Annotated in this window: 23 protein-coding genes; 10 read left to right on the top strand and 13 right to left on the bottom strand. The window is 67.6% G+C overall.

Annotated elements, in window-relative coordinates:
• From pnp to PKD06_RS12905, 4 genes are all read right to left on the bottom strand, one after another.
• On the bottom strand, positions 1 to 1,271 hold a 1,271-nt coding region (gene pnp, locus PKD06_RS12920), incomplete at its 3' end, for a polyribonucleotide nucleotidyltransferase (protein WP_324380663.1).
• A 225-nt stretch (positions 1,272 to 1,496) separates the two neighbouring features.
• Positions 1,497 to 1,766 (bottom strand): 30S ribosomal protein S15, encoded by a 270-nt coding sequence (gene rpsO / locus PKD06_RS12915; protein WP_324380661.1) that lies wholly within the window; start codon positions 1,764 to 1,766, stop codon positions 1,497 to 1,499.
• 236 nt (positions 1,767 to 2,002) lie between these two features.
• Positions 2,003 to 2,500 (bottom strand): hypothetical protein, encoded by a 498-nt coding sequence (locus tag PKD06_RS12910; protein WP_324380659.1) that lies wholly within the window; start codon positions 2,498 to 2,500, stop codon positions 2,003 to 2,005.
• 71 nt (positions 2,501 to 2,571) lie between these two features.
• Entirely contained in the window at positions 2,572 to 3,120 is a 549-nt protein-coding gene (locus tag PKD06_RS12905; RefSeq protein WP_324380657.1) for a hypothetical protein, read from the bottom strand.
• A gap of 136 nt (positions 3,121 to 3,256) precedes the next feature.
• Between PKD06_RS12905 and PKD06_RS12900 the strand changes: the two genes are divergently transcribed.
• Both PKD06_RS12900 and PKD06_RS12895 read left to right on the top strand, forming a co-directional pair.
• Positions 3,257 to 3,736 (top strand): VOC family protein, encoded by a 480-nt coding sequence (locus tag PKD06_RS12900; RefSeq protein WP_324380655.1) that lies wholly within the window; start codon positions 3,257 to 3,259, stop codon positions 3,734 to 3,736.
• Positions 3,737 to 3,903: 167 nt separating this feature from the next.
• Positions 3,904 to 5,484: a serine hydrolase gene (locus PKD06_RS12895; RefSeq protein ID WP_324380652.1), complete on the top strand. Its 1,581-nt coding sequence runs from the start codon at positions 3,904 to 3,906 to the stop codon at positions 5,482 to 5,484.
• 11 nt (positions 5,485 to 5,495) lie between these two features.
• On the opposite strand, the gene PKD06_RS12890 is transcribed toward PKD06_RS12895, so the two are convergent.
• From PKD06_RS12890 to PKD06_RS12875, 4 genes are read right to left on the bottom strand one after another with little or no spacing between them, the layout of a single operon-like run.
• The gene (locus PKD06_RS12890; RefSeq protein WP_324380650.1) at positions 5,496 to 5,930 is read right to left on the bottom strand and encodes a PaaI family thioesterase; all 435 of its coding nucleotides are present in this window, start codon (positions 5,928 to 5,930) and stop codon (positions 5,496 to 5,498) included.
• Positions 5,917 to 6,237 (bottom strand): hypothetical protein, encoded by a 321-nt coding sequence (locus tag PKD06_RS12885; protein WP_324380648.1) that lies wholly within the window; start codon positions 6,235 to 6,237, stop codon positions 5,917 to 5,919. Before PKD06_RS12885 ends, PKD06_RS12890 begins: the two co-directional genes overlap by 14 nt.
• A 2-nt stretch (positions 6,238 to 6,239) precedes the next feature.
• On the bottom strand, positions 6,240 to 7,577 hold the full coding sequence (locus PKD06_RS12880) for an acyclic terpene utilization AtuA family protein (RefSeq protein WP_324380646.1): 1,338 nt from the start codon (positions 7,575 to 7,577) through the stop codon (positions 6,240 to 6,242).
• A 10-nt stretch (positions 7,578 to 7,587) separates the two neighbouring features.
• Positions 7,588 to 8,877: a citrate:proton symporter gene (locus tag PKD06_RS12875; RefSeq protein WP_324380644.1), complete on the bottom strand. Its 1,290-nt coding sequence runs from the start codon at positions 8,875 to 8,877 to the stop codon at positions 7,588 to 7,590.
• A 226-nt stretch (positions 8,878 to 9,103) separates the two neighbouring features.
• Between PKD06_RS12875 and gshB the strand changes: the two genes are divergently transcribed.
• The gene (gene gshB / locus PKD06_RS12870) at positions 9,104 to 10,051 is read left to right on the top strand and encodes a glutathione synthase (RefSeq protein ID WP_324380642.1); all 948 of its coding nucleotides are present in this window, start codon (positions 9,104 to 9,106) and stop codon (positions 10,049 to 10,051) included.
• Positions 10,036 to 11,250, top strand: a complete 1,215-nt coding sequence (locus tag PKD06_RS12865; RefSeq protein WP_324380641.1) for an FAD-dependent oxidoreductase — start codon at positions 10,036 to 10,038, stop codon at positions 11,248 to 11,250. The genes gshB and PKD06_RS12865 overlap by 16 nt, the downstream gene beginning before the upstream one ends.
• A gap of 4 nt (positions 11,251 to 11,254) precedes the next feature.
• Here PKD06_RS12865 and PKD06_RS12860 read toward each other — a convergent pair whose 3' ends face one another.
• Together PKD06_RS12860 and PKD06_RS12855 are read right to left on the bottom strand one after the other, a co-directional pair.
• Positions 11,255 to 11,785, bottom strand: a complete 531-nt coding sequence (locus PKD06_RS12860; protein WP_324380665.1) for a DUF1465 family protein — start codon at positions 11,783 to 11,785, stop codon at positions 11,255 to 11,257.
• A 381-nt stretch (positions 11,786 to 12,166) separates the two neighbouring features.
• Positions 12,167 to 12,358, bottom strand: coding sequence for a DUF1192 domain-containing protein (locus tag PKD06_RS12855; protein WP_324380639.1), 192 nt, complete (start codon positions 12,356 to 12,358; stop codon positions 12,167 to 12,169).
• 157 nt (positions 12,359 to 12,515) lie between these two features.
• On the opposite strand from PKD06_RS12855, the gene PKD06_RS12850 reads away from it, so the two are divergent.
• From PKD06_RS12850 to PKD06_RS12835, 4 genes are all read left to right on the top strand, one after another.
• The gene (locus PKD06_RS12850) at positions 12,516 to 13,232 is read left to right on the top strand and encodes a cell cycle transcriptional regulator TrcR (RefSeq protein ID WP_324380637.1); all 717 of its coding nucleotides are present in this window, start codon (positions 12,516 to 12,518) and stop codon (positions 13,230 to 13,232) included.
• Positions 13,233 to 13,237: 5 nt separating this feature from the next.
• Positions 13,238 to 14,191, top strand: a complete 954-nt coding sequence (locus tag PKD06_RS12845; RefSeq protein ID WP_324380635.1) for an aldo/keto reductase — start codon at positions 13,238 to 13,240, stop codon at positions 14,189 to 14,191.
• Positions 14,192 to 14,272: 81 nt separating this feature from the next.
• Positions 14,273 to 15,448, top strand: a complete 1,176-nt coding sequence (locus PKD06_RS12840; protein WP_324380633.1) for a CaiB/BaiF CoA-transferase family protein — start codon at positions 14,273 to 14,275, stop codon at positions 15,446 to 15,448.
• A gap of 52 nt (positions 15,449 to 15,500) precedes the next feature.
• Complete coding sequence (locus tag PKD06_RS12835) at positions 15,501 to 15,683, top strand: hypothetical protein (RefSeq protein ID WP_324380631.1); 183 nt, start codon at positions 15,501 to 15,503, stop codon at positions 15,681 to 15,683.
• Positions 15,684 to 15,692: 9 nt separating this feature from the next.
• Here the strand turns inward: PKD06_RS12835 and PKD06_RS12830 are convergent, their stop codons facing one another.
• From PKD06_RS12830 to PKD06_RS12820, 3 genes are all read right to left on the bottom strand, one after another.
• Positions 15,693 to 18,815: a multidrug efflux RND transporter permease subunit gene (locus PKD06_RS12830; RefSeq protein ID WP_324380629.1), complete on the bottom strand. Its 3,123-nt coding sequence runs from the start codon at positions 18,813 to 18,815 to the stop codon at positions 15,693 to 15,695.
• Positions 18,812 to 20,002 carry an efflux RND transporter periplasmic adaptor subunit gene (locus PKD06_RS12825; protein WP_324380627.1) on the bottom strand — a complete coding sequence of 397 codons (1,191 nt, stop codon included), beginning with the start codon at positions 20,000 to 20,002 and terminating at the stop codon, positions 18,812 to 18,814. Before PKD06_RS12825 ends, PKD06_RS12830 begins: the two co-directional genes overlap by 4 nt.
• Positions 20,003 to 20,195: 193 nt before the next feature.
• The gene (locus tag PKD06_RS12820) at positions 20,196 to 20,966 is read right to left on the bottom strand and encodes an FCD domain-containing protein (RefSeq protein ID WP_324380625.1); all 771 of its coding nucleotides are present in this window, start codon (positions 20,964 to 20,966) and stop codon (positions 20,196 to 20,198) included.
• A gap of 327 nt (positions 20,967 to 21,293) precedes the next feature.
• Here PKD06_RS12820 and PKD06_RS12815 point away from each other — a divergent pair, with 327 nt between their 5' ends.
• Both PKD06_RS12815 and PKD06_RS12810 read left to right on the top strand, forming a co-directional pair.
• Positions 21,294 to 21,581, top strand: coding sequence for a hypothetical protein (locus tag PKD06_RS12815; RefSeq protein ID WP_324380623.1), 288 nt, complete (start codon positions 21,294 to 21,296; stop codon positions 21,579 to 21,581).
• Between the two features lie 208 nt (positions 21,582 to 21,789).
• Positions 21,790 to 22,313: FAD-binding protein (locus tag PKD06_RS12810; protein WP_324380621.1), on the top strand; the 524-nt coding region annotated here is incomplete at its 3' end.

Below are 22,313 nucleotides of genomic sequence, written 5' to 3'. Positions count from 1 at the left end.
TAGGGGAATTCGTGCGCCGGGGGCAGCATCGGGTGGATGGCGCGCCAGGCGAGCTTGCCGTGGCCGATCTCGCGGCGGCCGGGCGAGCCCATGCGGCCGGTCTCGCCGACGCTATAGGGCGGGAAGTTGTAGTGCAGGAGGAAGTTCTCCTTGCGGGTGCCTTCCAGCGCGTCGATATATTGCTCGTCCTCGCCGGTGCCGAGGGTCGCCACGACCAGCGCCTGCGTCTCGCCGCGCGTGAAGAGCGCCGAGCCGTGGGTGCGGTTAAGGATGCCGACCTCGGAGACGATCGGGCGGACCGTCGTGAGGTCGCGCCCGTCGATGCGGCTCTTCGTGTCGAGGATGTTCCAGCGCACGATCTTGGCCTGGACCTCCTTGAAGGCGGTCTTGACCTTTTCCGGGTTGAAGCGGGCCTCGCCCTCGGCCGGGACGAGCGCGGTCATCACCTTGTGCTTGGCCGCGTCGACGGCGGCGTAGCGGGCCTGCTTCTCGGTGATCTTGTAGGCATCGCGCAGGTCGTGCTCGGCAATCTCCAGGATCACCTTCTCGATCTCGGAGAGATCGGGAGCGGTGAAGTCACGCGGCTCCTTGGCGGCCTTCTCGGCAAGGCGGATGATGGCCTCGATGACCGGTTGGAAATGCTTGTGGCCGAACATGACGGCGCCGAGCATGACCTCCTCGGACAGTTCCTTGGCCTCCGACTCGACCATGAGCACGGCGTCGGCGGTGCCGGCGACCACGAGGTCGAGCAGCGCGCCCTCCATCTCGGAGATCTGCGGGTTGAGCTTGTAGGAGGAACCCGTCCAGCCGACGCGGGCGGCGCCGATCGGGCCCATGAAGGGCACGCCGGACAGCGTCAGCGCGGCGGAGGTCGCGACCATGCCGACGATGTCGGGATCGTTCTCGAGGTCGTGACTGAGCACCGTGACGACGATCTGCGTGTCGTTCTTGTAGCCCTCGGCGAAGAGGGGGCGGATCGGACGGTCGATGAGGCGCGACGTCAGCGTCTCCTTCTCGGTCGGCCGGCCCTCGCGCTTGAAATAGCCGCCCGGGATGCGGCCGGCGGCATAGGTGCGCTCCTGGTAGTTCACCGTGAGCGGGAAGAAGTCGAAGCCGGGCTTCGGCTCCTTCATGGAGACGACGGTGGCGAGCACGGCGGTCTCGCCATAGGTCGCGACGACGGCGCCGTCGGCCTGGCGGGCCATCTTGCCGGTCTCCAGGACGAGCTTGCGCCCGCCCCACATCAGTTCTTCGCGTTGAATGTCGAACATGGTTTCACCTTGACATGCGAGCCGGGCTCGCGCCGAGGCGCCATGAGCAAGACGGCGGGAGGCTCGGCCCGCGGCGGCCTGTGGCCGTGCGAGCCTCCTGCGATCCTGCCATGGCCACGCTCCGGCCCGGCAGTTGGGCCGGCCTGTCCTGGCCGGCAGGTTTGTTCGGGGCAGCCCTCCGCCCCGAACATGCGAAATCCGCCGGGATGTCCCGGCGGACGGGTCTCAGCGACGGATGCCGAGCTTCTCGATCAGCTTCCTGTAGCGCGCCTCGTCCTTCTTCTTGAGGTAGTCGAGAAGGGAGCGCCGCGAGGAGACGAGCTTGAGCAGGCCGCGCCGCGAATGGTTGTCCTTCTTGTGCGACTTGAAATGCTCGGTGAGGTTCGTGATCCGCTCCGTGAGGATGGCCACCTGGACCTCGGGCGAGCCCGTATCGCCGGACTTGCGGGCATGCTCGATGATGAGCGACTTCTTGCGCTCGACCGTGATCGACATCGAATATCCTTTGCGAAAGAGGGTAGGTCGGGCGCTCACGCGCCCTTCGCGGAAGCGGCCGGGCCGGGATGTCGTCCAGCACGGTCGGATTGTCGCGAATCTGCGTCCGCGGAGGCTGCGCCATCCGAGGGACGTGGGGGCTATACACGAGGTCGCGGGGCGGGGGAAGGGGCGAAGAGGTGCGGTATTATTGATCGTTTCAAGCCGGACTGTGGGGGGGCTTGAGGTAAGAATTGCTAAAAATCCCAATTAGGAAATTTATCGCGACTAAGCGGAATAATTTCCGACAAGAAGCAGTGAGACAGCCCAAAGAGGCTTATTGTTCCGACGGGCTTTTGATCGGTAGTCACACGCACATATAAGGGTATTAAATTGCTTTTTGTGTTTGTGAATAGGATACGATGATCTGTGTGGCAATTTCCAAATGTAAATTCTTTTGCGTGTATTAAATAATTAAGTGCATCACTGTATTTTTCTATCCAATCGCTTGGGTCATTTTTTGATATAGTAACTGGCATAATCTTAATTGAAGATAATTTTTTAACGTCAATGCCGCATAGCTGATTTACGCGACGAGCGTGAAACGCAAATTCAAGAAGAACTCGTGTCACTTCCTGGACGTATGAATCAATCCATTCTCCTGGGAAAATCGCTCCAGAAAAAGCAAATAGCTGTAAGGCCTTTGTTTTTGCAGATTGAATATGTATCTCTCCTAAGTGGCGTATGTTAGTCATGGCTATGTATTCGATTTTGATTTATACATTTTTAATATGCATTTTTGTTTTTGAAAACATAGAGCGGGGGCTTATTCGTCGCGGTCCGGCAGCGTGTCCTTAATCGTGCGGGAGAGGGCGCCTGCCGCCTTCTCGTGCTGGGCGGCGTTCCTGTTGATGACCTGCTCGCCGCGATAGAGGGTTCTCCAGAATCCATCCTCGTGGGGAGGAGCGACGGTGAAACCTGCCTCTTCCAGCTTCCTGTCCACGGCGGCGTCGAACACGGACTCCAGGCCCGCCTCGCGGAGCGCGGCCTTCGCCTGCTCGATGCCTGCCACCAGAAGCTCGAGGACGAATTCCTGCTTGTTGCAATCCAGGATCTCGGTGACGGCATCCAGCTCAGCAATGCGCGGCGCATCGACCCTGACACAGACGTTTCGAAGAAGCTCCTTGTGCTGCGCGAGTATCATCGGGAACGCGTTGGCTCCGAAGGGATTGCCGTATTGTTCGATACGCTTTCGAGCTAGGACCTTCATCTTGACGAAATCTGAAAAGCTTTCGTCGGTGGGGCCAGGCCGATAGCCCATGTCCCGAAGCTTCTGCGCGTTGAGCTTTCTGGCGCCCGAATGGCTCATGGACATGCCGAATCCTCCAAGGTGCCTTTGAAAACGCTCATTTGCATGTAAAAATTTGCGATTTCAATGGAAATATGAAAAACTGCATGCCATGGGGCGAGGCCAAGCTGACGCGGCAAGCCCTCTCGACCTAAGAGTCCCCATGTCCATTCCCAAGAATACGATCTGCCTGTGGTACGACAAGGACGCCGAGGCAGCTGCCCGGTTTTATGCGCAGACCTTTCCCGATAGCGCTGTGAAGGCCGTCCACCGCGCGCCCGGCGACTTTCCCAGCGGCAAGGCGGGGGACGTGCTGACGGTCGAGTTCACCGTCCTCGGCATTCCCTGCCTCGGGCTCAATGGTGGGCCGCTCTTCCGGCACAGCGAAGCCTTCTCCTTCCAGGTCGCGACCGACGACCAGGAGGAGACGGACCGCTACTGGAACGCCATCGTCGGCAATGGCGGCCAGGAGAGCGCCTGCGGCTGGTGCAAGGATCGCTGGGGCATTTCCTGGCAGATCACGCCTCGTGCGCTGACCGAGGCGTTCATGGCCGGGGGCGAGGAAGCGAAGCGCGCTTTCGCCGCCATGATGACCATGCGCAAGATCGACGTCGCCGCGATCGAGGCCGCCCGGCGCGGCTGAGGGCGCCTGTCATCCCGACTCGTCGCCGTGCTCTATCCGGTTTACGCATCGCGCCTGCCGCCCACGCCCCTCTCCCCGCCGCAAGCGGGGGGAGGGGGATGGATTTCCCGTCCCGCGAGATTGCCATAAGGTCGGCCGCCGCCGCACGGGGCGTCGGGGAGGGGCTCATGTCGCGTTTCGGACCCGTCGCGGCGGTGGCGCTTCTGTGTTTGCTGCCGCAGCGCGGCGAGGCGTTCGAAGGCGCGATCGATCCGGCCGCGCCCCCGCCGCGCGCCTCGGCCGTGCCGGTCCCGCCCGAGCGGATCGACGCCGCGATCGCCAGGCTCGACGAATTGGCCGCCGACCTGCTGCGCAAAGCCGGCATTCCCGGCCTCTCGGTCGCGGTCGTCCGGGACGGGCGCGCGGTCTACGTGAAGGGCTTCGGCCTGCGCAAGGCTGGCGAGGCGGGGGTCGTCGATGCCGACACCGTCTTCCAGCTCGCCTCGGTCTCGAAGCCGGTCGCGGCGAGCGTGGTCGCGGCGCAGGTCGGCCGCGGCGTCGTGCGCTGGGACAGCCCGGTGGCGAAGCTCCTGCCCTGGTTCGCCTTGTCCGATCCCTGGGTGACGAAACAGGTCACAGTCGGCGATCTCTTCGCCCATCGTTCCGGGCTGCCCGACCATGGCGGCGACATGCTCGAGCAACTCGACTACGAGCGCCCGGACATCCTCAGGAGGCTGCGCCATCTGCCGCTCGCGCCGTTCCGGGCGCATTACGCGTATACGAATTTCGGCCTGACGGCGGGGGCGGAGGCGGTCGCAGCCGCATCCGGGCGCGACTGGGCGACGCTGTCCGAAGAGGCGATCTACCGCCCGCTCGGCATGACGCGAACCAGCTCGCGCTTCGAGGACTTCGAAGAGCGAGACAACCGCGCCGTCAACCATGTCATGGTCGAGGGCTCCTACCAGCCGCGCTTCCAGCGCAAGCCGGATGCGCAATCGCCTGCCGGCGGGGTCAGTTCGTCCCCCCACGACATGGCGCGCTGGATGGCGATGGTGCTTGCGGGCCGCATGGCGCGGGGCAGGCCGGTCGTCGAGGGGGCGGCGCGGCTCGGGGGCCTGCGACCGCAGATGCTCTCCGCGCCGCCGCAGACGGCGGCCGATCGCGGCGGCTTCTACGGCTTCGGCATGGGCGTCGGGGTCACGCCCTCGGGCCGCGTGATGCTCTCCCATTCCGGCGGCTTCGCGCTCGGCGCGGCGACCTATCTCCAGTTGATCCCTTCGCTCGATCTCGGGATCGTCGTCCTCTCCAACGCCGCCCCGACCGGCGCGGTCGAGGCGCTGGGGGCCGAGTTCGCCGACCTCGCGCAGTTCGGCTCCGTCACGCGCGACTGGTACGCGGCCTATGCCGGGCTCTACGCCCCGATGAGCCGGCCTTTCGGTTCGCTGGTCGGGAAGGAGCCCCCGGCCCGGCCGAAGCCGCCCGCCGACGACGACGCCTATCTCGGCTTCTACGCCAACGCCTATTTCGGCGATGCGGTGATCGCCCGCAAGGGCGGCAACCTGATCCTCGTCATGGGGAACGAGGGCGCGAAAGTGTATCCGCTGCGCCATTGGGACGGCGACACCTTCGTCTTCGCGCCCGAGGGCGAGGACCCGCCGCCCGGTTCCCTGTCCCGGCTGGATTTCCAGCGGGCCAAGGGCAAGGCGAGCGCGCTGCGGATCGAATATTTCGCGGAGGATCTGACGCGGGGGCTCTTCAAGCGCGAGTGAACGGGCGCGGCTCAGTCGGCGATGCTGTCCCGGCCCTCGATCGCCATCATGGTGGCCGTCAGGAGGGCGACGAGGCGCGCCTTGCCCCCGCTTTCGGCGAAGACCCTGGCCTGGGCGAGCGTCAGCGTGCGCCCCGCCTTGACCACCTCGCCCTGCGCGACGATGCGCTCGCCCGCCGCAGGCGCCAGGAGGTTGATCTTGAACTCGGTCGTGAGCACGCCCCGGCCCGGCGGCATCAGGCTGAGGGCGGCATAGCCCGCGGCGCTGTCGGCGATGGCGCTCACAGCCCCGGCATGGACGAAGCCGTGCTGCTGCGAGAGGTCCGGCCGCGGGACGAGGGCGATCTCGACCCGCCCCGGCGAGACCTCCCCGAGGCTCGCCCCGAGGGTGCGCATCAAGCCCTGGCGGGCGAAGCTCGCCCGAATGCGCTCTTCAGTCGGTTCCATCCTCCTCCGGGATCTCCATGTCGAGCAGGGCGGAGCTGAGGCTCTTGCCGTGGGCGTCGATGGCGAGGGAGCGGGTGACGCCGCCGCCGAGGGCGTCCTTCATCACGAAGTTCAGGGCGCCGAGCGAGGGCAGTTCGTAGCGCAGCACCTCGCCGTGGACGATGCCGGCGAAATGCGCGCGCACCCGCTCGGCCGTCACGTGCCGGACGAGGCGCGGATAATCCTCAGGCCGATAGGCGATGACCGAGATGTTGGAGGTGTTGCCCTTGTCGCCGGTGCGCGAATGGGCGAGCGCGCGCAGCTTCATCCTCAGCTCTCCAGCATGGTGACGGCGGGGCTCGTCAGCCCCTCGGGCACGAGCACGGACAGGACGGCCACGATCTCGCGGGCGGATTTGCCCGCGCCGCCCCCGCCGGCCGGGCCGTTGGTATAGAGCGTCTCGACCTCGTTGCCGATCCTCACCGCCTCCGCCAGCGACTCCGTGCGGCCGGCGACGCGGATGCGCACCTCCCAGGGATCGGAGGAGGCCGAGCGCGCCGCCCCGTGCAGCGAATCGACGCCCATCAGGTCGTAGCGTGCCTCGCTCATGCGGACGCCCGAGAGGGCGAGCCGCTCGCGCACGATGTCCAGCGCCAGCCGCCCGCGCGCGAGCGCGCCCGGGCCGGCATAGGAGATCTGCCCCTCGCCGACGAAGCTGTCGACATAGCCGACGGAGGTCTTGAGAAGCCCCGTCTTCGGATGGCCCGTGCCGCCCTCGACCCGCACCCGGTCGGGGCCGATTTCCTCGACGCGCAGTTGCGAGAAATCGGCGACGACGTCGGGCTGGAAATATTTCTCCGGGTCGTGGACCTCGTAGAGGATCTGCTCCTTGCAGGTGGCCTCCGTCACGGCGCCGCCCGAGCCGTCCACCTTGGTCACGACGACGCTGCCGTCCTCGCCGACGATGCCGATCGGAAAGCCGAGCCGGCCCAGCCCCTCGATGTCCTTCAGGCCCGGATCGGCGAAATAGCCGCCCGTCACCTGGCCCGCGCATTCGAGGAGATGGCCGACCACCGTGCCCTTGCCGAGCTTGTCCCAGTCGTCGAGCGACCAGCCGAATTCGTGGATCAGCGGCCCGAGATAGAGGGCGGGATCGCCCACCCGCCCCGTCACGACGACGTCGGCGCCCCGCGCCAGCGCCTCGGCGATCGGCCGGGCGCCCATATAGGCGTTGGCCGAGACGACGCGGTTGCCGAGATCGGCGATGCGCCCGCCCGTCTCCTCGATCCGATAGTCGCCCGAACGGACGGCCTCCAGCACGTCGTCGCCCGTGACGGCGGCGACCTTCAGCCCCTTGATGCCGAAGGAGCGCGCCACCTCGCGCACCTTCTCCGCGGCGGCGAGAGGGTTCGCCGCGCCCATGTTGGTGACGAGCTTGATGCCGCCCTTCGCGCAGAGCGGCAGCACCGCCTTCATGCGCTCGACGAGAAGCGGATCGTAGCCCGAGGCCGGGTCCTTCAGCTTCGCCTGCTGGGCGAGGGCGATGGTGCGCTCGGCGAGGCATTCGAAGACGAGATAGTCGAGGCCGCCCTTCGCGGCGAGTTCCACGGCGGGCTCGATGCGGTCGCCGGAATAGCCGGCGCCGGCGCCCATGCGGATGGTTCGCATCGCGGTCTCCTCAGCTCAGCACGCCCGTCGCGAAGGCGACGAGGGTCATGACCAGGGTGGTCCCGAAGGCCCATTTGAAGATGAAGCGCTGATGGTCGCCGAGATCGACTCCCGACAGGCCGATCAGGATGAAGGTCGAGGCGGTCAACGGCGAGAGCGGGAAGCCGGTCGTCATCTGCCCGAGGATCGCGGCGCGGCCCATCGCGGCGGGCTCGACGCCGAAGGAGGCGCCGGCCTGGGACAGGATCGGCAGCACGCCGAAATAAAAGGCGTCGGGCGTGAAGACGAGGCTCAGCGGCATGCTGAGGATCGCCACCAGGACCGGAAGATAGGGGCCGAGCGAGGTCGGCACGATCGCGACGACCGACTGCGCCATGGCCTCGATCATCTTCGTTCCGGTGAGGATGCCCGTGAAGATGCCGGCGGCGAAGATCATGGTGCAGACCGTCACGACGTTCTCGGCATGGCCGAGGATCATCCTCTGCTGCTCGGGCCATGTCCGGTAGTTCACGGGAAGCGCGATCGCGAAGGCGACCATGAACAGGATCTGGAGCGGCATGAGGCCGACGAGGAGCGCCACCACGAGGATCACGGTCAGGACGAGGTTGAACCAGAACAGCTTCGGGCGGCGCTTGGCGACCTGCTCCTCGGTCAGGTGCTCGTCGAAATCGTGGGTGACGTCCAGGATGCCGACCCTCTTGCGCTCGCCGCGCCCGAGCCACCAGGCCACGAGAAAGACCCAGGCGACGCCCGCCACCATGGCCGGGATGACGGGCGTGAAGATCGTCGCCGAATCCTTTTGCAGCACCGCCATGGCGCGGGCGGTGGGGCCGCCCCAGGGCAGGATGTTCATCACGCCCGCCGCGAGCGCGACCGTGCCCGACAGGACGAGCCGGCTCATGCCGAGCCGCAGGTAGACGGGCAGGAAGGTCGAGACCGTGATCATGAAGGTGGTGGCGCCGTCGCCGTCGAGCGCCACCATCATCGTCAGGATGGCGGTCGCGATCACGACCTTGAGCGGGTCGCCCCCGACGAGCCTGAGCAGGCCCTTGATGAGCGGATCGAACAGCCCGACATCGAGCATCATGCCGAAATAGAGCACGGCGAACATGATCATGATGCCGACCGGCGCGACGCGGATGAGGCCGTCGGCCATCATCTTGCCGAGCTGCGGGGCGAAGCCGCCGAGAAGCGCGAAGACGAGCGGGACGAGAATCAGCGCGACCAGCACGGAGAGCCGCTTCGTCATGATCGCGGCGAGAAAGACGGCAATCGTGCCGAAGCCGAGCGCGGCCAGCATGCGTTTCCTCCCGGACGTGGGACTATGCGTCCTCTGTGGCCAAAGCTTTGCCCGCCGGCTGCCCAGAACACAATCAAATTTCCGGGCGGGCGGGCCGATCGGCTGAAGTACCCCCTGTCATCCCCGATCGCCCTGCCTGGGCTTGCAGAGTCCTTGCCGCCGAACAGAGGTGATGACACGGCGGCCCGAGCCGTTATGGTCCGCCCGATTCCGGCCGGAGCCCCGCATGTCCCTCACCGTCGCCGTCCAGATGGATTCGATCCGCTCCATCCGAATCGCGGGCGATACGACCTTCGCGCTCCTGCTCGAGGCGCAGAGGCGCGGCCACCGGCTGCTGCACTACACGCCCGACCGCCTCTCCATGCGGGACGGCATCGTTTCGGCGCGGGTGGAGGACCTGTCCGTCCGCGACGTCGAGGGCGACCACGCGACGCTGGGCGCGCCGGCCCGGATGAACCTCGCCGAGGCCGACGTCGTCCTGATGCGCCAGGACCCGCCCTTCGACATCGCCTATATCACCGCGACCCATCTCCTCGAGCGCATCGCGCCCTCGACGCTGGTGGTGAACGACCCCGTCAGCGTCCGTAACGCGCCGGAGAAGATCTTCGTCACGCAATTCCCGCAGCTCATGCCGCCGACGCTGATCACGCGCGACAAGCAGGAGATCGAGGCGTTCCGGCGCGAATACGGCGAGATCGTCATGAAGCCGCTGCACGGCCATGGCGGGGCGGCCGTCGTCCGCATCCTGCCGAAGGACCCCAATTTCGGCTCCCTCTTCGACCTCTTCTCCGTGACCTTCCGCGAGCCCTGGGTGGTGCAGCAATTCCTGCCCAGGATCACGGAGGGCGACAAGCGCATCCTCCTCGTCGACGGGGAGGCGCTCGGGGCGGTGAACCGCGTGCCGGCGGAGAACGACCTGCGCTCCAACATGGTGCGCGGCGGGGCCGCGAACGCGACCGAGCTGACCGAGCGCGAGCGCGAGATCTGCGCGACGATCGGGCCCGAGCTGAAGGCGCAGGGCCTCCTCCTCGTCGGCATCGACGTGATCGACGGCAATCTCACCGAGATCAACGTCACCTCGCCGACCGGCATCCGCGCGATCAGGAAGCTCGGCGGCCCCGATATCGCGGTGCCGGTCTGGGACGCGATCGAGGCGCGGTGTCCCCGCGGCTGACGGGCCTGCCCCGACCGGGCATCCCGCCTCCCGCGGAGGGAGGTTTCCTGCCGGGCTCGCGCCGGGAGGCGCTGCGGCTCGCCGCCGCGGCCGTCGCCGCCGCCCTCGCATCCCCGGCCTTCGCGGAGGAGGCTCCCGCCTGCGACGCGAGGGAGCCGCTACGAGCCTCGCCGGATTTTCGCTCCGTCCTGCGCTTCGTGGCCGGCGAGCGGCCGTTTCGCCGGGGCTCGTATCGCCTCGAAGGCGTCCAGGAAGGCGACAGCTTCGTCATCCACAATTACGGGCATGGCGGGGCGGGCATCACCATGAGCTGGGGCTGCGCGCTCCAGGCGAGGCGCATCTATCTCGATTACGAGCAGCGCAGCCGCTTTCCCGGGATCGCCGTCCTCGGCGCGGGCGCGATGGGGCTCACCGCCGCCGCCCTCCTCGACGAGCTGAGGCTCGGCCTGAAGATCACGATCTATGCCGCCAGCTTTCCCCCGCATACGACCTCCGACATCGCCGGCGGGCAATGGCTGCCGGCGAGCGTCGCCCATGAGGGGCGGGGGGATCACGAGCAGATCCTGCGCGATTCCTTCCGCATGCACGAGGCGGGGGGAGGCGGGTTCGGCGTCTTCCGGCGGCGCAATTTCGTGCTCCAGCCGACCTCCGGCTTCGACCGCCTGCCGCGCGACCTCCTCCCGGGGCCGCGCTGCCTTGCCGCGCTGCCCTTCTCGCGGCTCGGCGGGCCCGGGCGCTCCTTCGAGACCCTGCTCGTCGAGCCGCCGATCTTCCTGCGGCGGCTGCTCCGGGACCTGCGCCGCTCGCCGAACATCCGCATGGTCCGGCGGCTTTTCGCCTCGCGCGAGGAGATCGCCGCCCTGCCGGAAAAGGTCGTCGTGAACTGCACCGGCCTCGGCGCCGGAAGCCTCTGGGGGGACGAGGCCATGGTCCCCGTCAAGGGCCAGCTCGTGCTGCTTCCGCCCCAGCCGAAGCTCAACTATCTCCTCAGCGGCTATTCCTGCCCCTCGGGCGAAGAGGGGCGCGAATGGCTGCAATACCTGTTCCCGCGCCATGATTGCGTCGTGGTGGGCGGGACCTTCGAGCGCGGCCGGAGCGGCAGCCCGGATCCGGCCGTCTGCCGGGAATTGCTGCGCAGGATGGCGCGTCTTTTTGCGGGGGACCGGAACGCCTGCGAGGCGGCTCCCTTTCCGTCCTGAGGGCCTATTCGATCTCGAACATGGAGCGCAGAAGGCGCTGCTGCTGCGAGACCGGGCTGCGGGCGGGGGTCGAAATCCCCTCGCCGAGGAGCCTGTCGAGATGCACGACCCGCGCATGCAGGCGCAGGGACTGGGCGATGAGGGTGCGGATGGCCTCGGGCATTTCCTCGAACTGGTCGTCGGGAAGGGGGCGCTCCTGGGGGGCGAGCTTGACGCGGTCCCTCTCGCGCCGCGCCTGGGCCGGGGTGATCTCGCCTTCGGCGAGCGCGCGCTGGACGAGAAGCCAGGAGGCGACCTGCATGAGGCGCGTGGTGAGGCGCATGCTTTCGCTGGCATAGGCAAGCGCCGCCTTGCGCGAGAGCCGGTTGGATTCGGCGCGCCCGTCGCCGTCGAGATAGCAGGCCGTGGTCTCGACGAGCGCCATCCCGTCACGAAACAGCGTCTTGAACGATTCCGACTTCACGAACGTCGCGCCGAACGAGAGAGGCGCAACGGCCTCCTCGACCCGGCCGCGCCCGATGCGATCCACTTCCATCGCCATATGTACGTCCCCATGCCCGGCCGTCCCGATTGATACGGTCGATCCCGGGCCTTCCCGCCGACAGCAAGCCTAGCGCCGCCGCGGGCCGGGCGCCTCGTTAAGTCTTCATCAAGGTTAACATGGGGCCGGCCGGGAGGGCGGGTGTCGCCCGGAGAGCCAAAAAAAAGCCGCCCGGTGAGGGGCGGCGAAAGGTGTTCAACAGGGAGGCATCAAACAGAGTGGCGGGCCACTCGAGATCCAGAAGACTGGACGGCTTCGTTATGGATCGGAAACCTTAAAGATAAGTTAAGCCCGGCCAGCCGCTGCGCCGAAAGGGCACAGGAAAGGGCACATGGGCGCTGTCCTTCTCCGAAAGCGCGTGCCCGGGGGGCGGGCTCAGCGGAAGAAGGCGTCCGCCGCGGCGCGCGAGGCGCGCTTGCGCTCCTTCTCGGCGCGCAGCCGCTCCATCTCCTCCGCGAGGAGCGCGATGCGCTCGTCCAGCTCGTCGACCGAGACGGCCGAAAGGTCGCAGCCGATTTCGTGCGCGACCGGCTTCCCCGGCCTTGCCTCGGCATCCTCTTCCCGCATCGCCGCCTCCCGCCGAAAGCCCTTTGCGCCGCCCCGCGGCCTCGCCTATATAACGCCCATTCCGCAATCACCGGGAAGTCGGCGCTTCGGACGAGGTCTTGTCTGAGCACGGCGGAAATGCGTCCGCCCCGCCGACGCCGCCCTGAGGAGAACCGTCATGTCGCAAGCCCCGCTGATGCCGAAGGCGACGGCCGTGTGGCTCGTGGAGAACACCTCGCTCACCTTCGAGCAGATCGCCGAGTTCTGCCACCTGCATCCGCTCGAGGTGAAGGGCATCGCCGACGGCGAGGTCGCGGCGGGAATCAAGGGCGCCGACCCCACCGGCAACGGCCAGCTCACGCGCGAGGAGATCGACCGCGCCCAGGCCAATCCCGATTACCGGCTCCGCATGTCGGTCTCGAAGGTGAAGCTCCCCGAGATGAAGACGGTGCGGCGGGGCGCCCGCTACACGCCCGTCTCGCGGCGCCACGACCGTCCCAACGCCATCCTCTGGCTCCTGCGCAACCATCCCGAGCTGAAGGACGCGCAGATCATGCGCCTCGTCGGCACCACCAAGAGCACGATCGCCCAGATCCGCGACCGCACCCACTGGAACTCGGCGAGCCTCCAGCCCATGGACCCGGTGACGCTCGGGCTGACCTCGCAGATCGACCTCGATTTCGAGGTGCAGCGCGCGGCCAAGGACCGGCCGGCCCACGAGGTCGCCGAGGCGGGCCAGACGCTGCTGCCGGCCGAGGTCACGACGGCCGCGGGCGCTTCCGAGCCCGATTTCCACGACCTCTCCAGGGCGCGCGACGGGCACGAGAAGATCGACGTCGAATCCGTCTTCGCCAAGCTCAAGGGGCTCAAGCGCGAAGAGCCGGACGAGGAGTGAGAGCCATGGAATTGCGTCGTCTCGGCCGCTCGGAGCTGTCGGTTCCCCCGCTTTGCTTCGGCTGCAACATCTTCGGCTGGACCGTCGACGCGGCGACGTCCTTCGCCCTGCTCGACCGCCTGCTGGAGAGCGGCCTCACCTTCCTCGACACGGCGGACGTCTATTCCCGCTGGGTGGCGGGCCACGAGGGCGGCGAATCGGAGGCGATCATCGGGCGCTGGATGAAGGATCGCGGCTGCCGCGACCGCATCGTCCTCGCCACCAAGGTCGGCATGGAGATGGGCGAGGGCAAGGTCGGGCTGAGCCCGGCCTATGTCGCGCGCGCGGTCGAGGACTCGCTCCGCCGTCTGCAAACCGACCGGATCGATCTCTATCAGTCGCACAAGGACGACCCCGACACGCCGCAGGCGGAGACGCTCGGCGCCTATCAGCGCCTGATCGAGGCCGGCAAGGTGCGGGTGATCGGCGCCTCGAACTTCTCCGCCGGGCGACTCCAGGAGGCCCTCGACCTGTCGGCCGCACAGGGGCTGCCGCGCTACGAATCGATGCAGCCGGAATACAACCTCTATGACCGCGCCTCCTTCGAGGGCGCGCTCGAGCGCGTCTGCGTCGAGAACGAGGTCGGGGTGATCGGCTATTTCTCGCTGGCGGCCGGGTTCCTGACGGGCAAGTACCGCTCGGAGGCCGATTACGCCAAGAGCCCGCGCGGCGCCCGCTCCATTCCGAAATACATGAATCCGCGCGGCCTGCGCATTCTCGGCGCCCTGGACGCGGTGGCGGGCGAGACGGGAGCGGCGCCCGCCACGGTCGCGCTCGCCTGGCTGATGGCGCGGCCCGCCGTGACCGCGCCCATCGCCAGCGCGACGACGCCCGCGCAGATCGAGGCTTTGCTCGCTGCGACGCGCCTGAAGCTGTCGCCCGCGCAGACCACCCTCCTCGACGAGGCGAGCGCTCCCTGAGCGGAGCTTCCTGCCGGGAAGCCTCGCCAGTGGCGGCGGCGGCCTGCTAAGCTCGCCGGAAGCCGGGCAGGAACACAGCCGATGTCGCCGCAGAAGCCTCTCGCGGGAATCCGCGTCCTCGAACTCGCCCGCATCCTGGCCGGGCCCTGGTGCGGGCAGGCCCTTGCCGATCTCGGCGCCGACGTCGTCAAGGTCGAGCGTCCGGGGGAGGGGGACGATACGAGGAGCTGGGGTCCGCCCTTCGTCGAGACCGCGGGCGGGGAGCGGGGCACGGCCGGATATTATCTCGCCACCAACCGCGGCAAGCGCTCGATCACGGTCGAGATGGACAAGCCGGAGGGACAGGAGAGGATCCGCTGCCTCGCCTCGAAGGCCGATATCCTCATCGAGAATTTCAAGGTGGGGGGCTTGCGGAAATACGGGCTCGACTATGGGAGCCTGTCGAAGGTCAATCCGCGCCTGATCTATTGCTCCGTCACGGGGTTCGGGCAGGACGGCCCCTATGCCTCGCGCGGCGGCTACGACTTCATGATCCAGGGCATCGGCGGGATCATGTCGATCACGGGCGAGCCGGAGGGGGAGCCGATGAAGACGGCCGTCGCCTATGCCGACGTGTTCACCGGCCTGTATTCGGCCGTCGCCATCCTCGGTGCCCTCGAGGGCCGCCGGAACAGCGGGCGCGGCTGCCATATCGACATGGCCCTTCTCGACACCCAGGTCTCGGTGCTGGGCAACCAGGGCATGATCCAGCTCCTGACCGGCTCGCCTCCGCCGCGCTACGGCAACGCGCACAGCTCCATCGTGCCCTACCAGGTCTTCCCGGCTTCGGACGGGCACATCGTCATCGCCTGCGGCAATGACGGCCAGTTCCGGCGCCTCTGCGAGGTGCTGGGCACCTTCTGGGCCGACGACGAGCGCTTCGCGACCAATCCGGCGCGCACGGCCCATCGGGACACGCTCGTGCCGATGCTGGCGGCCGAGACGCGCAAGCGGCGCAAGGGCGATCTTCTCGCCGCCTTCGAGAAGGCCGTGGTCCCGGCGGGCCCGATCAACACGCTGCCGGAGGTCTTCGAGGATCCGCAGGTCGTCCACCGCCGGATGGCCTTCGACCTTCCCGATCCCGAGGCTCGGGGGGGAACCGTGCCGACCTTGCGCGGCCCGATCGTCATCGACGGCGAGCCGGCGGTGGCCCGCGCGCCCGCGCCGCATCTCGGCCAGCACAACGAAGAGGTCGCGGCCGATCCCGATTGGAATTGAGCCGGCTTGCGGACTTCACCCTTCGTCAAGGACGAGCGGGACAAGTGGGCGCATGAACCTCTCCGCGCCCCGCCTCCTCACCTTCGCGCTTTCTTTCGCGCTGATCGGCCTCGCCGTCGCGAGCATGTATTTGAAGATCCCGACCGTCGGGAAATTCGTGGCCGGGCACCGCACGGAGTTCTTCGTCGGGGCCTATGCGGTGCTGGCTCTCGGCGTCCTGTCCCGCCGGCTGTGACGCAGGAGTCTATTCGCCCGGCGCGGCGGATGCCTCGCCCGCCGGTGCATGGCTCTCCTCCTCCCCGAACCATTCGGCGAGGCGCTCGAGGTAGAGATAGACGACGGGCGTCGTGAAGAGGGTCAGGACCTGGCTGACCGCGAGGCCGCCCACCATCGCATAGCCGAGCGGCTGGCGGATCTCCGTGCCCGTCCCCGTGCCGAGCATCAGCGGCACCCCGCCCAGCATGGCGGCCATGGTCGTCATCATGATCGGGCGGAACCGCAGCAGGCAGGCGCGCCGGATCGCCTCGATCGGCGCGAGCCCCTGCTCGCGCTGCGCCACGACGGCGAAATCCACCATCATGATCCCGTTCTTCTTCACGATGCCGATGAGCAGCACGACGCCGATCAGCGCGATGAGGCTGAAGTCGAAGCCGAACAGCATGAGCGTCGCGATCGCGCCGACGCCGGCCGAGGGCAGCGTCGAGAGGATCGTGAGCGGCAGGATGTAGCTCTCGTAGAGGATGCCGAGGATCAGGTAGACGGTGAAGAGGGCGGCCAGGATCAGCATCGGCACCGTCGCGAGCGAGGCCTGGAACGCCTGTGCGTTGCCCTGGAACGAGCTGATGATGCTCGCCGGCAGCCCGATCTCCCGCTGGACCCTGTCCACGGCGTCGGTCGCCTGGCCGAGGGCCACGCCCGGCGCGAGGTTGAAGCTGATCGTCACCGCCGGGAACTGCCCCTGGTGGCTGATCGAGAGCGGCTGCACGGGCACCGTCGTCCACCGGGCGAAGGCCGAGAGGGGGACCTGCCCGCCGGTCGTGGGCGAGCGCAGGAAGATGTTGTCGAGGGTCGAGACGTCGTGCTGGAGGGCGGGTAGCACCTCCATGACCACGTAGTAGCTCGCGACCTGCGTGAAATACTGGGCGATCTGGCGCTGGCCGAAGGCGTCGTACAGCGTGTCGTCGATCATCTGGGTCGTGAGGCCGTAGCGGGCGGCCTGGTCGCGGCTGACCGTGATCGTGAGCGTCGTGCCCTCGGTCTGCTGGTCGGTGGCGACGTCGCGCAATTCGGGCAGCGCCTTGAGCTTGTCGAGGAGGCGGGGCGCCCAGGTGTTCAGCTCCCCGACATCGGAACTCTGGATCGTGAACTGGAACTGCGTGCGCGAGGCGCGCCCGCCGACGCGCACGTCCTGCGCCGCCTGGAGGAAGAGGCGGGCGCCCTCGACCCGGTCGAGCTGCGGCCGCAGCCGGGCGATGATCTGGTCGGCGCTGGCATCGCGGTCGTCGCGGGGCTTGAGGGTGACGAACATGCGGCCCGTATTGGACGGGTTGCCCGCGCCCCCGACCGCCATCGCGACGTGGTCCACGGCCGGATCGCGGAGCACGATGTCGCCCAGCTCCTGCTGCAGCCGCGCGATCTCGGCGAAGGAGACGTCCTGGGCGGCCTCCGAGATGCCCGTGATGAGGCCCGTATCCTGCTGCGGAAAGAAGCCCTTCGGGATCAGCATGAAGAGCGTCACCGAGAGCGCCACGGTCGCGAAGAAGACGAGCAGCGTCGGGAACTGGTGCCGCAGCACGATGTCGAGCCCGCGCCCATAGGCGTTCTGGAGGGCGTCGAAGGCGCGCTCGCTCATGGCGTAGAAGCGGCCGTGATGGCTCTCGCGCGGCGGCTTCAGGAAGCGCGAGGCCATCATCGGCGTGAGCGTCAGCGAGACGAAGGCCGAGACGACGATCGCCATCGAGAGGGTGACCGAGAATTCGCGGAACAGGCGCCCGATGATCCCGCCCATCAGGAGAAGCGGGATCAGCACCGCGATCAGGGAGACGCTGATCGAGACGATCGTGAAGGCGATCTCGCGCGAGCCCATGATCGCGGCCTCGAAGGGGGGCACGCCCTCCTCGACATGGCGCGAAATGTTCTCGAGCATGACGATCGCGTCGTCCACCACGAAGCCGACCGCGATCGTGAGTGCCATGAGCGAGAGGTTGTCGAGGCTGTAGCCCGCGATCCACATCAGCGCGCAGGAGCCGAGCAGCGAGAGCGGCACCGTGATGCTCGGGATCACCGTCGCCCAGAAGCTGCGCAGGAAGAGGAAGATCACCATCACCACGAGCGCGATGGTCAGGAGCAGCGTGAACTGGACGTCGTGCACCGCCGCGCGGATCGTCTGGGTGCGGTCGGAGAGCACGAAGATGTCGATGCCGGCCGGGATCGTGGCGACGAGGCGCGGCAGCGTCGCCTTGATCTTGTCGACCGTCTCGATGACGTTCGCGCCGGGCTGCTTGAAGATGACGAGGAAGACGCCGCGCTTGCCGTCCGCCCAGCCGGCCTGCTTCATGTCCTGGGCGCCGATGACGGCCTCGCCGATATCGCGCACGCGGACCGCGCCGCCGTTGCGGAAGGCGACGACGGTGTCGTTCCACTCGGTCGCGCGGGTGATCTGGTCATTCGTGTAGATCGTGAAGGTGCGCTTGCCGCCGTCGATCGTGCCCTTGGGGGCGTTGGCGGTCGCGACGGCGAGCTGGCCGCGCACGTCCTCGAGCGACAGCCCCTTGGCGACGAGTTTGGCGGGGTCGAGCTGCACGCGCACGGCTGGCTTCTGCTGGCCGCCGACCAGCACCTGCGCGACGCCCGAGATCTGGCTGATCTGCTGGGCGAGCTTGGTCTCGACGTTGTCGTCGACCTCCGTCAAGGGCAGGGTCGCGGAGGTCGCCCCGATCAGGAGGATGGGAGAATCGGCGGGGTTGACCTTCCGGTAGGTGGGCGGGCTCGGCAGGTTCTTAGGGAGCTGGCCGCCGGCGGCGTTGATGGCCGCCTGCACGTCGTTCGCCGCCGCGTCGATATTGCGGTCGAGGTCGAACTGGATGACGATCGCGGTCGAGCCGAGCGTGCTCGTCGAGGTCATCTGGGCGACGCCGGCGATCTGCGCGAACTGCGTCTCGAGCGGCTGGGCCACGGCCGAGGCCATCGTGTCGGGGGCGGCCCCCGGAAGCTGGGCCGTGACCTGGATGGTCGGGAAATCGACCTGCGGCAGCGGCGCCACCGGCAGGCGCGGATAGGCGATGATGCCGACGAAGACGATCGCGACCATCAGGAGCGAGGTCGCGACCGGGTAGCGGATGAACGGCCCGGAAATGCCCTCGCTCATTGCACGGGCTCCTCCGCGCTGGAGGCGGTCCTCGCAGGCGGCTCCCCCGTCTCGACGAGGGAGCCGGGCTGGAGCCGGTACTGGCCGGCGGTGACCACGATTTGCCCGGCCTTCAGTCCCTCGGTCACGAGGCTGCGCCCGTCGCCCTCGTGGTCGACGGTCACGGGCTGCACCGAGACCTTGCGGTCCGCCCCCACGACGAACACGTAGAGCCCCTTCGGGCCGCGCTGCACGGCGGCGCTCGGCACGACGGCGACGTCCCGGCGCGTCTCGACGAGGAGGCGCGTCTTCACCGAGAGGCCGGGCCAGAGCTTGTTGTCCTGGTTCGCGAAGGTCGCCTTCATGCGGATGGTGCCGGCGGCCTGGTCGACCTCGTTGTTCACCAGGGCGAGGTGGCCCCGGCCCAGCTCCCGCCGCCCGTCCGAGCTGAGCGCGACGACCGGAACCTCGCGCGCGGCGAGGGCCTCGTTGATGCGCTGGACCTGCTCCTCGGGCGCGGTGAAGACCACCGAGATCGGCTGGAGCTTGACGATGGTGACGATGCCGGCCTGATCGTTCGCGTGCACGATGTTGCCGCGGTCGATCAGGCGGAAGCCGGTCTTGCCCGAGAGCGGCGCCCGGATGGTCGTATAGTCGAGCTGGGTCCGGGCATTGTCGATCGCCCCCTGGTCGCCGGCGATCTGCGCCACGAGCTGGTCGACCAGGGATTGCTGGTTCTCGAGCTGCTGGCGGGAGGCGAAGTCCTGGGCGCTCAGCGTTCTGTAGCGCTCGAGATTCGCCTTCGCGTTCTTGAGATTGGCCTCGTCCTGCGCCTTCTTCGACAGCGCCTGGTCGAGGGCGGCCTGGTAGGGGCGCGGGTCGATCTGCACGAGAAGGTCGCCCTCCTTGACCATTTGTCCCTGCTTGAAGGCGACCTTGACGATCTGGCCGTCCACCCGGCTGCGCACGGTCACGGTGACGTAGGGTTCGACCGTGCCGAGGCTGTCGAGATAGACGGGGAAATCCGTGGTCTCGACGGCCGTCACCGAGACCGGAACGGCGGCGTCTGCGCGGGGGCTCGGGCGCCCGTCGGCTCGGCGGGACGCCCAGAGCGCCCAGGCGCCGACGAGGACGAGGACGAGCGCGACGCCGGCGATCAGGCCGCCTTTGCCGCGAGGCCCCGCGGAATCCGTCTTTGCTGTCGTCATATGCGCCCGCTTACCTTCGCTGCGCGAGAGGCCGATGGCCGAGACTGCGCGCCGGCGCCGGAAGGAGGCCGGGAGGCGCAGGCGGCCGGCTTCGGATCACGCTCCGGCCGCTCGATCGATTCTGATATGCGTGGGGAGGGACCCGCCGCAATGGCCGGGACTGCGACATCGTCGCCCCCGGCCAGGGCCGCCTCTATCGCGGGCTGAGATTGCCGCCCTGGATGCGGCGGAGCGAGATTTCGAGGCGGGCGTCGGCGGCGGCGATCTCGCTCATGACGCGCCGCGTATAGAGCATGTGGTCCTCGGCCGCCTTTCCGGCCGCCGCCGGGTCGCGCGCCATCACGGCGTCGTAGATCGCGCGATGCTGGTCGCGCAGCACGTCCCGGACCTCGGAGCGGGCATAGAGCTTCTCGCGATTGTGGAAGACGCCCTTGCGCAGCATCCCCGACAGCGCGCGCATGATGTGCAGAAGCACGATGTTGTGGCTGGCCTCGTAGACGGCGAGATGCAGGTCGACATCGGCCTCGGCCTCGTTCCGGGACTCGGCCTCGTCATGGGCGAGGTTGATGCGCTCCATGCAGCGGGTGAGCGTCGCGCGGTCCACGTCGTTGGCGCGTGTCGCCGCCAACCGCGCTGCCATGCTTTCGAGCGTGGCGCGTAGCTCGAGATAATCCTCCACCACCTCGCCGCGATCCGACATCAGCTCGATCAAGGGGTCGGTGATGCTGGTGGCCAGCGGGGCCACCCGGCGCCCGCCGGCGGTGTCGGACACGATCAGCCCCTTGTCCTCGAGCATCTTCAGGCCCTGCCGGAGGGTCGGGCGCGAGACGTCTACCTGCAGCGCCATCTCGCGCTCCGGCAGGAGCGGATCGCCAGGGCGCAGTGAACCCTCGAGAATCAGCCCCTCGATATGCCGGGCGGTGGTTTCGGCGGCGCTGCCGCCCTTGCTCCGTTCGCTTCTCATGGCGCGCCTCGTGGCCTCAACCGCTTCGCATGACCCGATAGCAGCTTACCCGAAGCGGTCGCTGCGGCGCAATAAATTTTCCGCTTGACTGGATTGGTAAAATCAATTTACCGTGCCGCGCAGTAAGGTAATTATATCTTCAAGGCGCCCCGTGGCGATCTCGCCGCCAGACATGCGCTTCAGGGAGGAGCCTGGATGAGCCGAGCCCAAACCCCAGCCGCTCTCGAAGGGCCGCAAAAGTCCCTCGTCGGCACGCAGCCGCCGAATACCCATCCAGACCTTCAGCACTCTGAATCCAGTGCCGCAAACGACGGGGAATGAAGCGCTATGAACGGACGCGACACTTCGCTTGAAGCATTGCGGGACGGTGGACAGGCGCCATCCTCGCCGAAAGACACCACTCCGGCGGCATACCCTGCATCTCCTTCCGAACGGGCGCCCAAGTCTGACGATGTTGCCCGCGTGATGCTGTATCTGCATCCCAAGGTGGCGCGAAAATTCAAGGAGATGGGCTTCGTCGAGAACCGGAAAGCTCATGATGTGTACCTGGACGCTCTGGACCTCTATCTGGCCCGGCAGGGTCACGGCGGTCTCAAGGGCGTGATCGGACGCTAGTAAAGCAGCATACAAGTAAATCAGTATGACGGAAAATCCAACGTTGTTGCGAAAGCGGACAAGAAGGCTACATTCGGCCTCTCGTCAGATACTAACAGCGCCGTCCGAATGGACCGAGACCACATCTAAAGACGGCAAATAGCGTTTCGGCACACGCCCTGGCCATCTATCTGGCCGTCGGGTGCCTGCGCTTCAGGGAGGAGCCGCCATGACCCGACCGGAAACCCAAGGAGCGGCCTCGCACGCCGACCTCCTGAACCGCCTGCGCGCCATCGCCGGCGCGGCCCATGTCCTGACGGCGGATCGCGAGACGCGCCGCTATGTCCGGGGCTTCCGCTATGGCGGGGGGCCCGTGGCGGCGGTGGTGCGGCCCGGCTCCCTGGTCGAGATGTGGCGGGTCCTGAAGGCCGCCGTCGAGGCCGGCTGCGCGGTGATCCTCCAGGCGTCAAATACCGGGCTGACCGGCGGTTCCACCCCCTGGGGGGAGGATTACGACCGCGGGATCGTCCTGATCAGCGTCATGCGGCTCAAGGGCGTCCACCTGATCGAGGGCGGCCGGCAGGTCGTCTGCCTGCCCGGCGCCACGCTGGACTCCTTGGAGAAGCGCCTGCGGCCGCTCGGGCGCGAGCCGCATTCGGTGATCGGCTCCTCCTGCATCGGGGCCTCGGTGCTGGGCGGCATCTGCAACAATTCGGGCGGCGCTCTGATCCAGCGTGGGCCGGCCTATACCGA

The sequence above is a fragment of the Enterovirga sp. genome (assembly GCF_035325185.1).
In the GTDB taxonomy this organism is placed as follows: Bacteria; Pseudomonadota; Alphaproteobacteria; order Rhizobiales; family Beijerinckiaceae; genus Enterovirga.
This window is presented reverse-complemented; position numbering and strand designations above follow the sequence as displayed.

What these genes read in the sequence shown, in the direction of transcription:
- PKD06_RS12820 (WP_324380625.1), bottom strand. Translation starts at nt 20,966, where the DNA reads ATGAGAAGCGAACGGAGCAAGGGCGGCAGCGCCGCCGAAACCACCGCC.
- PKD06_RS12905 (WP_324380657.1), bottom strand. Translation starts at nt 3,120, where the DNA reads ATGTCCATGAGCCATTCGGGCGCCAGAAAGCTCAACGCGCAGAAGCTT.
- PKD06_RS12825 (WP_324380627.1), bottom strand. Translation starts at nt 20,002, where the DNA reads ATGACGACAGCAAAGACGGATTCCGCGGGGCCTCGCGGCAAAGGCGGC.
- rpsO (WP_324380661.1), bottom strand. Translation starts at nt 1,766, where the DNA reads ATGTCGATCACGGTCGAGCGCAAGAAGTCGCTCATCATCGAGCATGCC.
- gshB (WP_324380642.1), top strand. Translation starts at nt 9,104, where the DNA reads ATGTCCCTCACCGTCGCCGTCCAGATGGATTCGATCCGCTCCATCCGA.
- PKD06_RS12835 (WP_324380631.1), top strand. Translation starts at nt 15,501, where the DNA reads ATGAACCTCTCCGCGCCCCGCCTCCTCACCTTCGCGCTTTCTTTCGCG.
- PKD06_RS12885 (WP_324380648.1), bottom strand. Translation starts at nt 6,237, where the DNA reads ATGAAGCTGCGCGCGCTCGCCCATTCGCGCACCGGCGACAAGGGCAAC.
- PKD06_RS12880 (WP_324380646.1), bottom strand. Translation starts at nt 7,577, where the DNA reads ATGCGAACCATCCGCATGGGCGCCGGCGCCGGCTATTCCGGCGACCGC.
- PKD06_RS12850 (WP_324380637.1), top strand. Translation starts at nt 12,516, where the DNA reads ATGTCGCAAGCCCCGCTGATGCCGAAGGCGACGGCCGTGTGGCTCGTG.
- PKD06_RS12900 (WP_324380655.1), top strand. Translation starts at nt 3,257, where the DNA reads ATGTCCATTCCCAAGAATACGATCTGCCTGTGGTACGACAAGGACGCC.
- PKD06_RS12890 (WP_324380650.1), bottom strand. Translation starts at nt 5,930, where the DNA reads ATGGAACCGACTGAAGAGCGCATTCGGGCGAGCTTCGCCCGCCAGGGC.
- PKD06_RS12910 (WP_324380659.1), bottom strand. Translation starts at nt 2,500, where the DNA reads ATGACTAACATACGCCACTTAGGAGAGATACATATTCAATCTGCAAAA.
- PKD06_RS12815 (WP_324380623.1), top strand. Translation starts at nt 21,294, where the DNA reads ATGAACGGACGCGACACTTCGCTTGAAGCATTGCGGGACGGTGGACAG.
- PKD06_RS12895 (WP_324380652.1), top strand. Translation starts at nt 3,904, where the DNA reads ATGTCGCGTTTCGGACCCGTCGCGGCGGTGGCGCTTCTGTGTTTGCTG.
- PKD06_RS12855 (WP_324380639.1), bottom strand. Translation starts at nt 12,358, where the DNA reads ATGCGGGAAGAGGATGCCGAGGCAAGGCCGGGGAAGCCGGTCGCGCAC.
- PKD06_RS12845 (WP_324380635.1), top strand. Translation starts at nt 13,238, where the DNA reads ATGGAATTGCGTCGTCTCGGCCGCTCGGAGCTGTCGGTTCCCCCGCTT.
- PKD06_RS12875 (WP_324380644.1), bottom strand. Translation starts at nt 8,877, where the DNA reads ATGCTGGCCGCGCTCGGCTTCGGCACGATTGCCGTCTTTCTCGCCGCG.
- PKD06_RS12840 (WP_324380633.1), top strand. Translation starts at nt 14,273, where the DNA reads ATGTCGCCGCAGAAGCCTCTCGCGGGAATCCGCGTCCTCGAACTCGCC.
- PKD06_RS12830 (WP_324380629.1), bottom strand. Translation starts at nt 18,815, where the DNA reads ATGAGCGAGGGCATTTCCGGGCCGTTCATCCGCTACCCGGTCGCGACC.
- PKD06_RS12860 (WP_324380665.1), bottom strand. Translation starts at nt 11,785, where the DNA reads ATGGAAGTGGATCGCATCGGGCGCGGCCGGGTCGAGGAGGCCGTTGCG.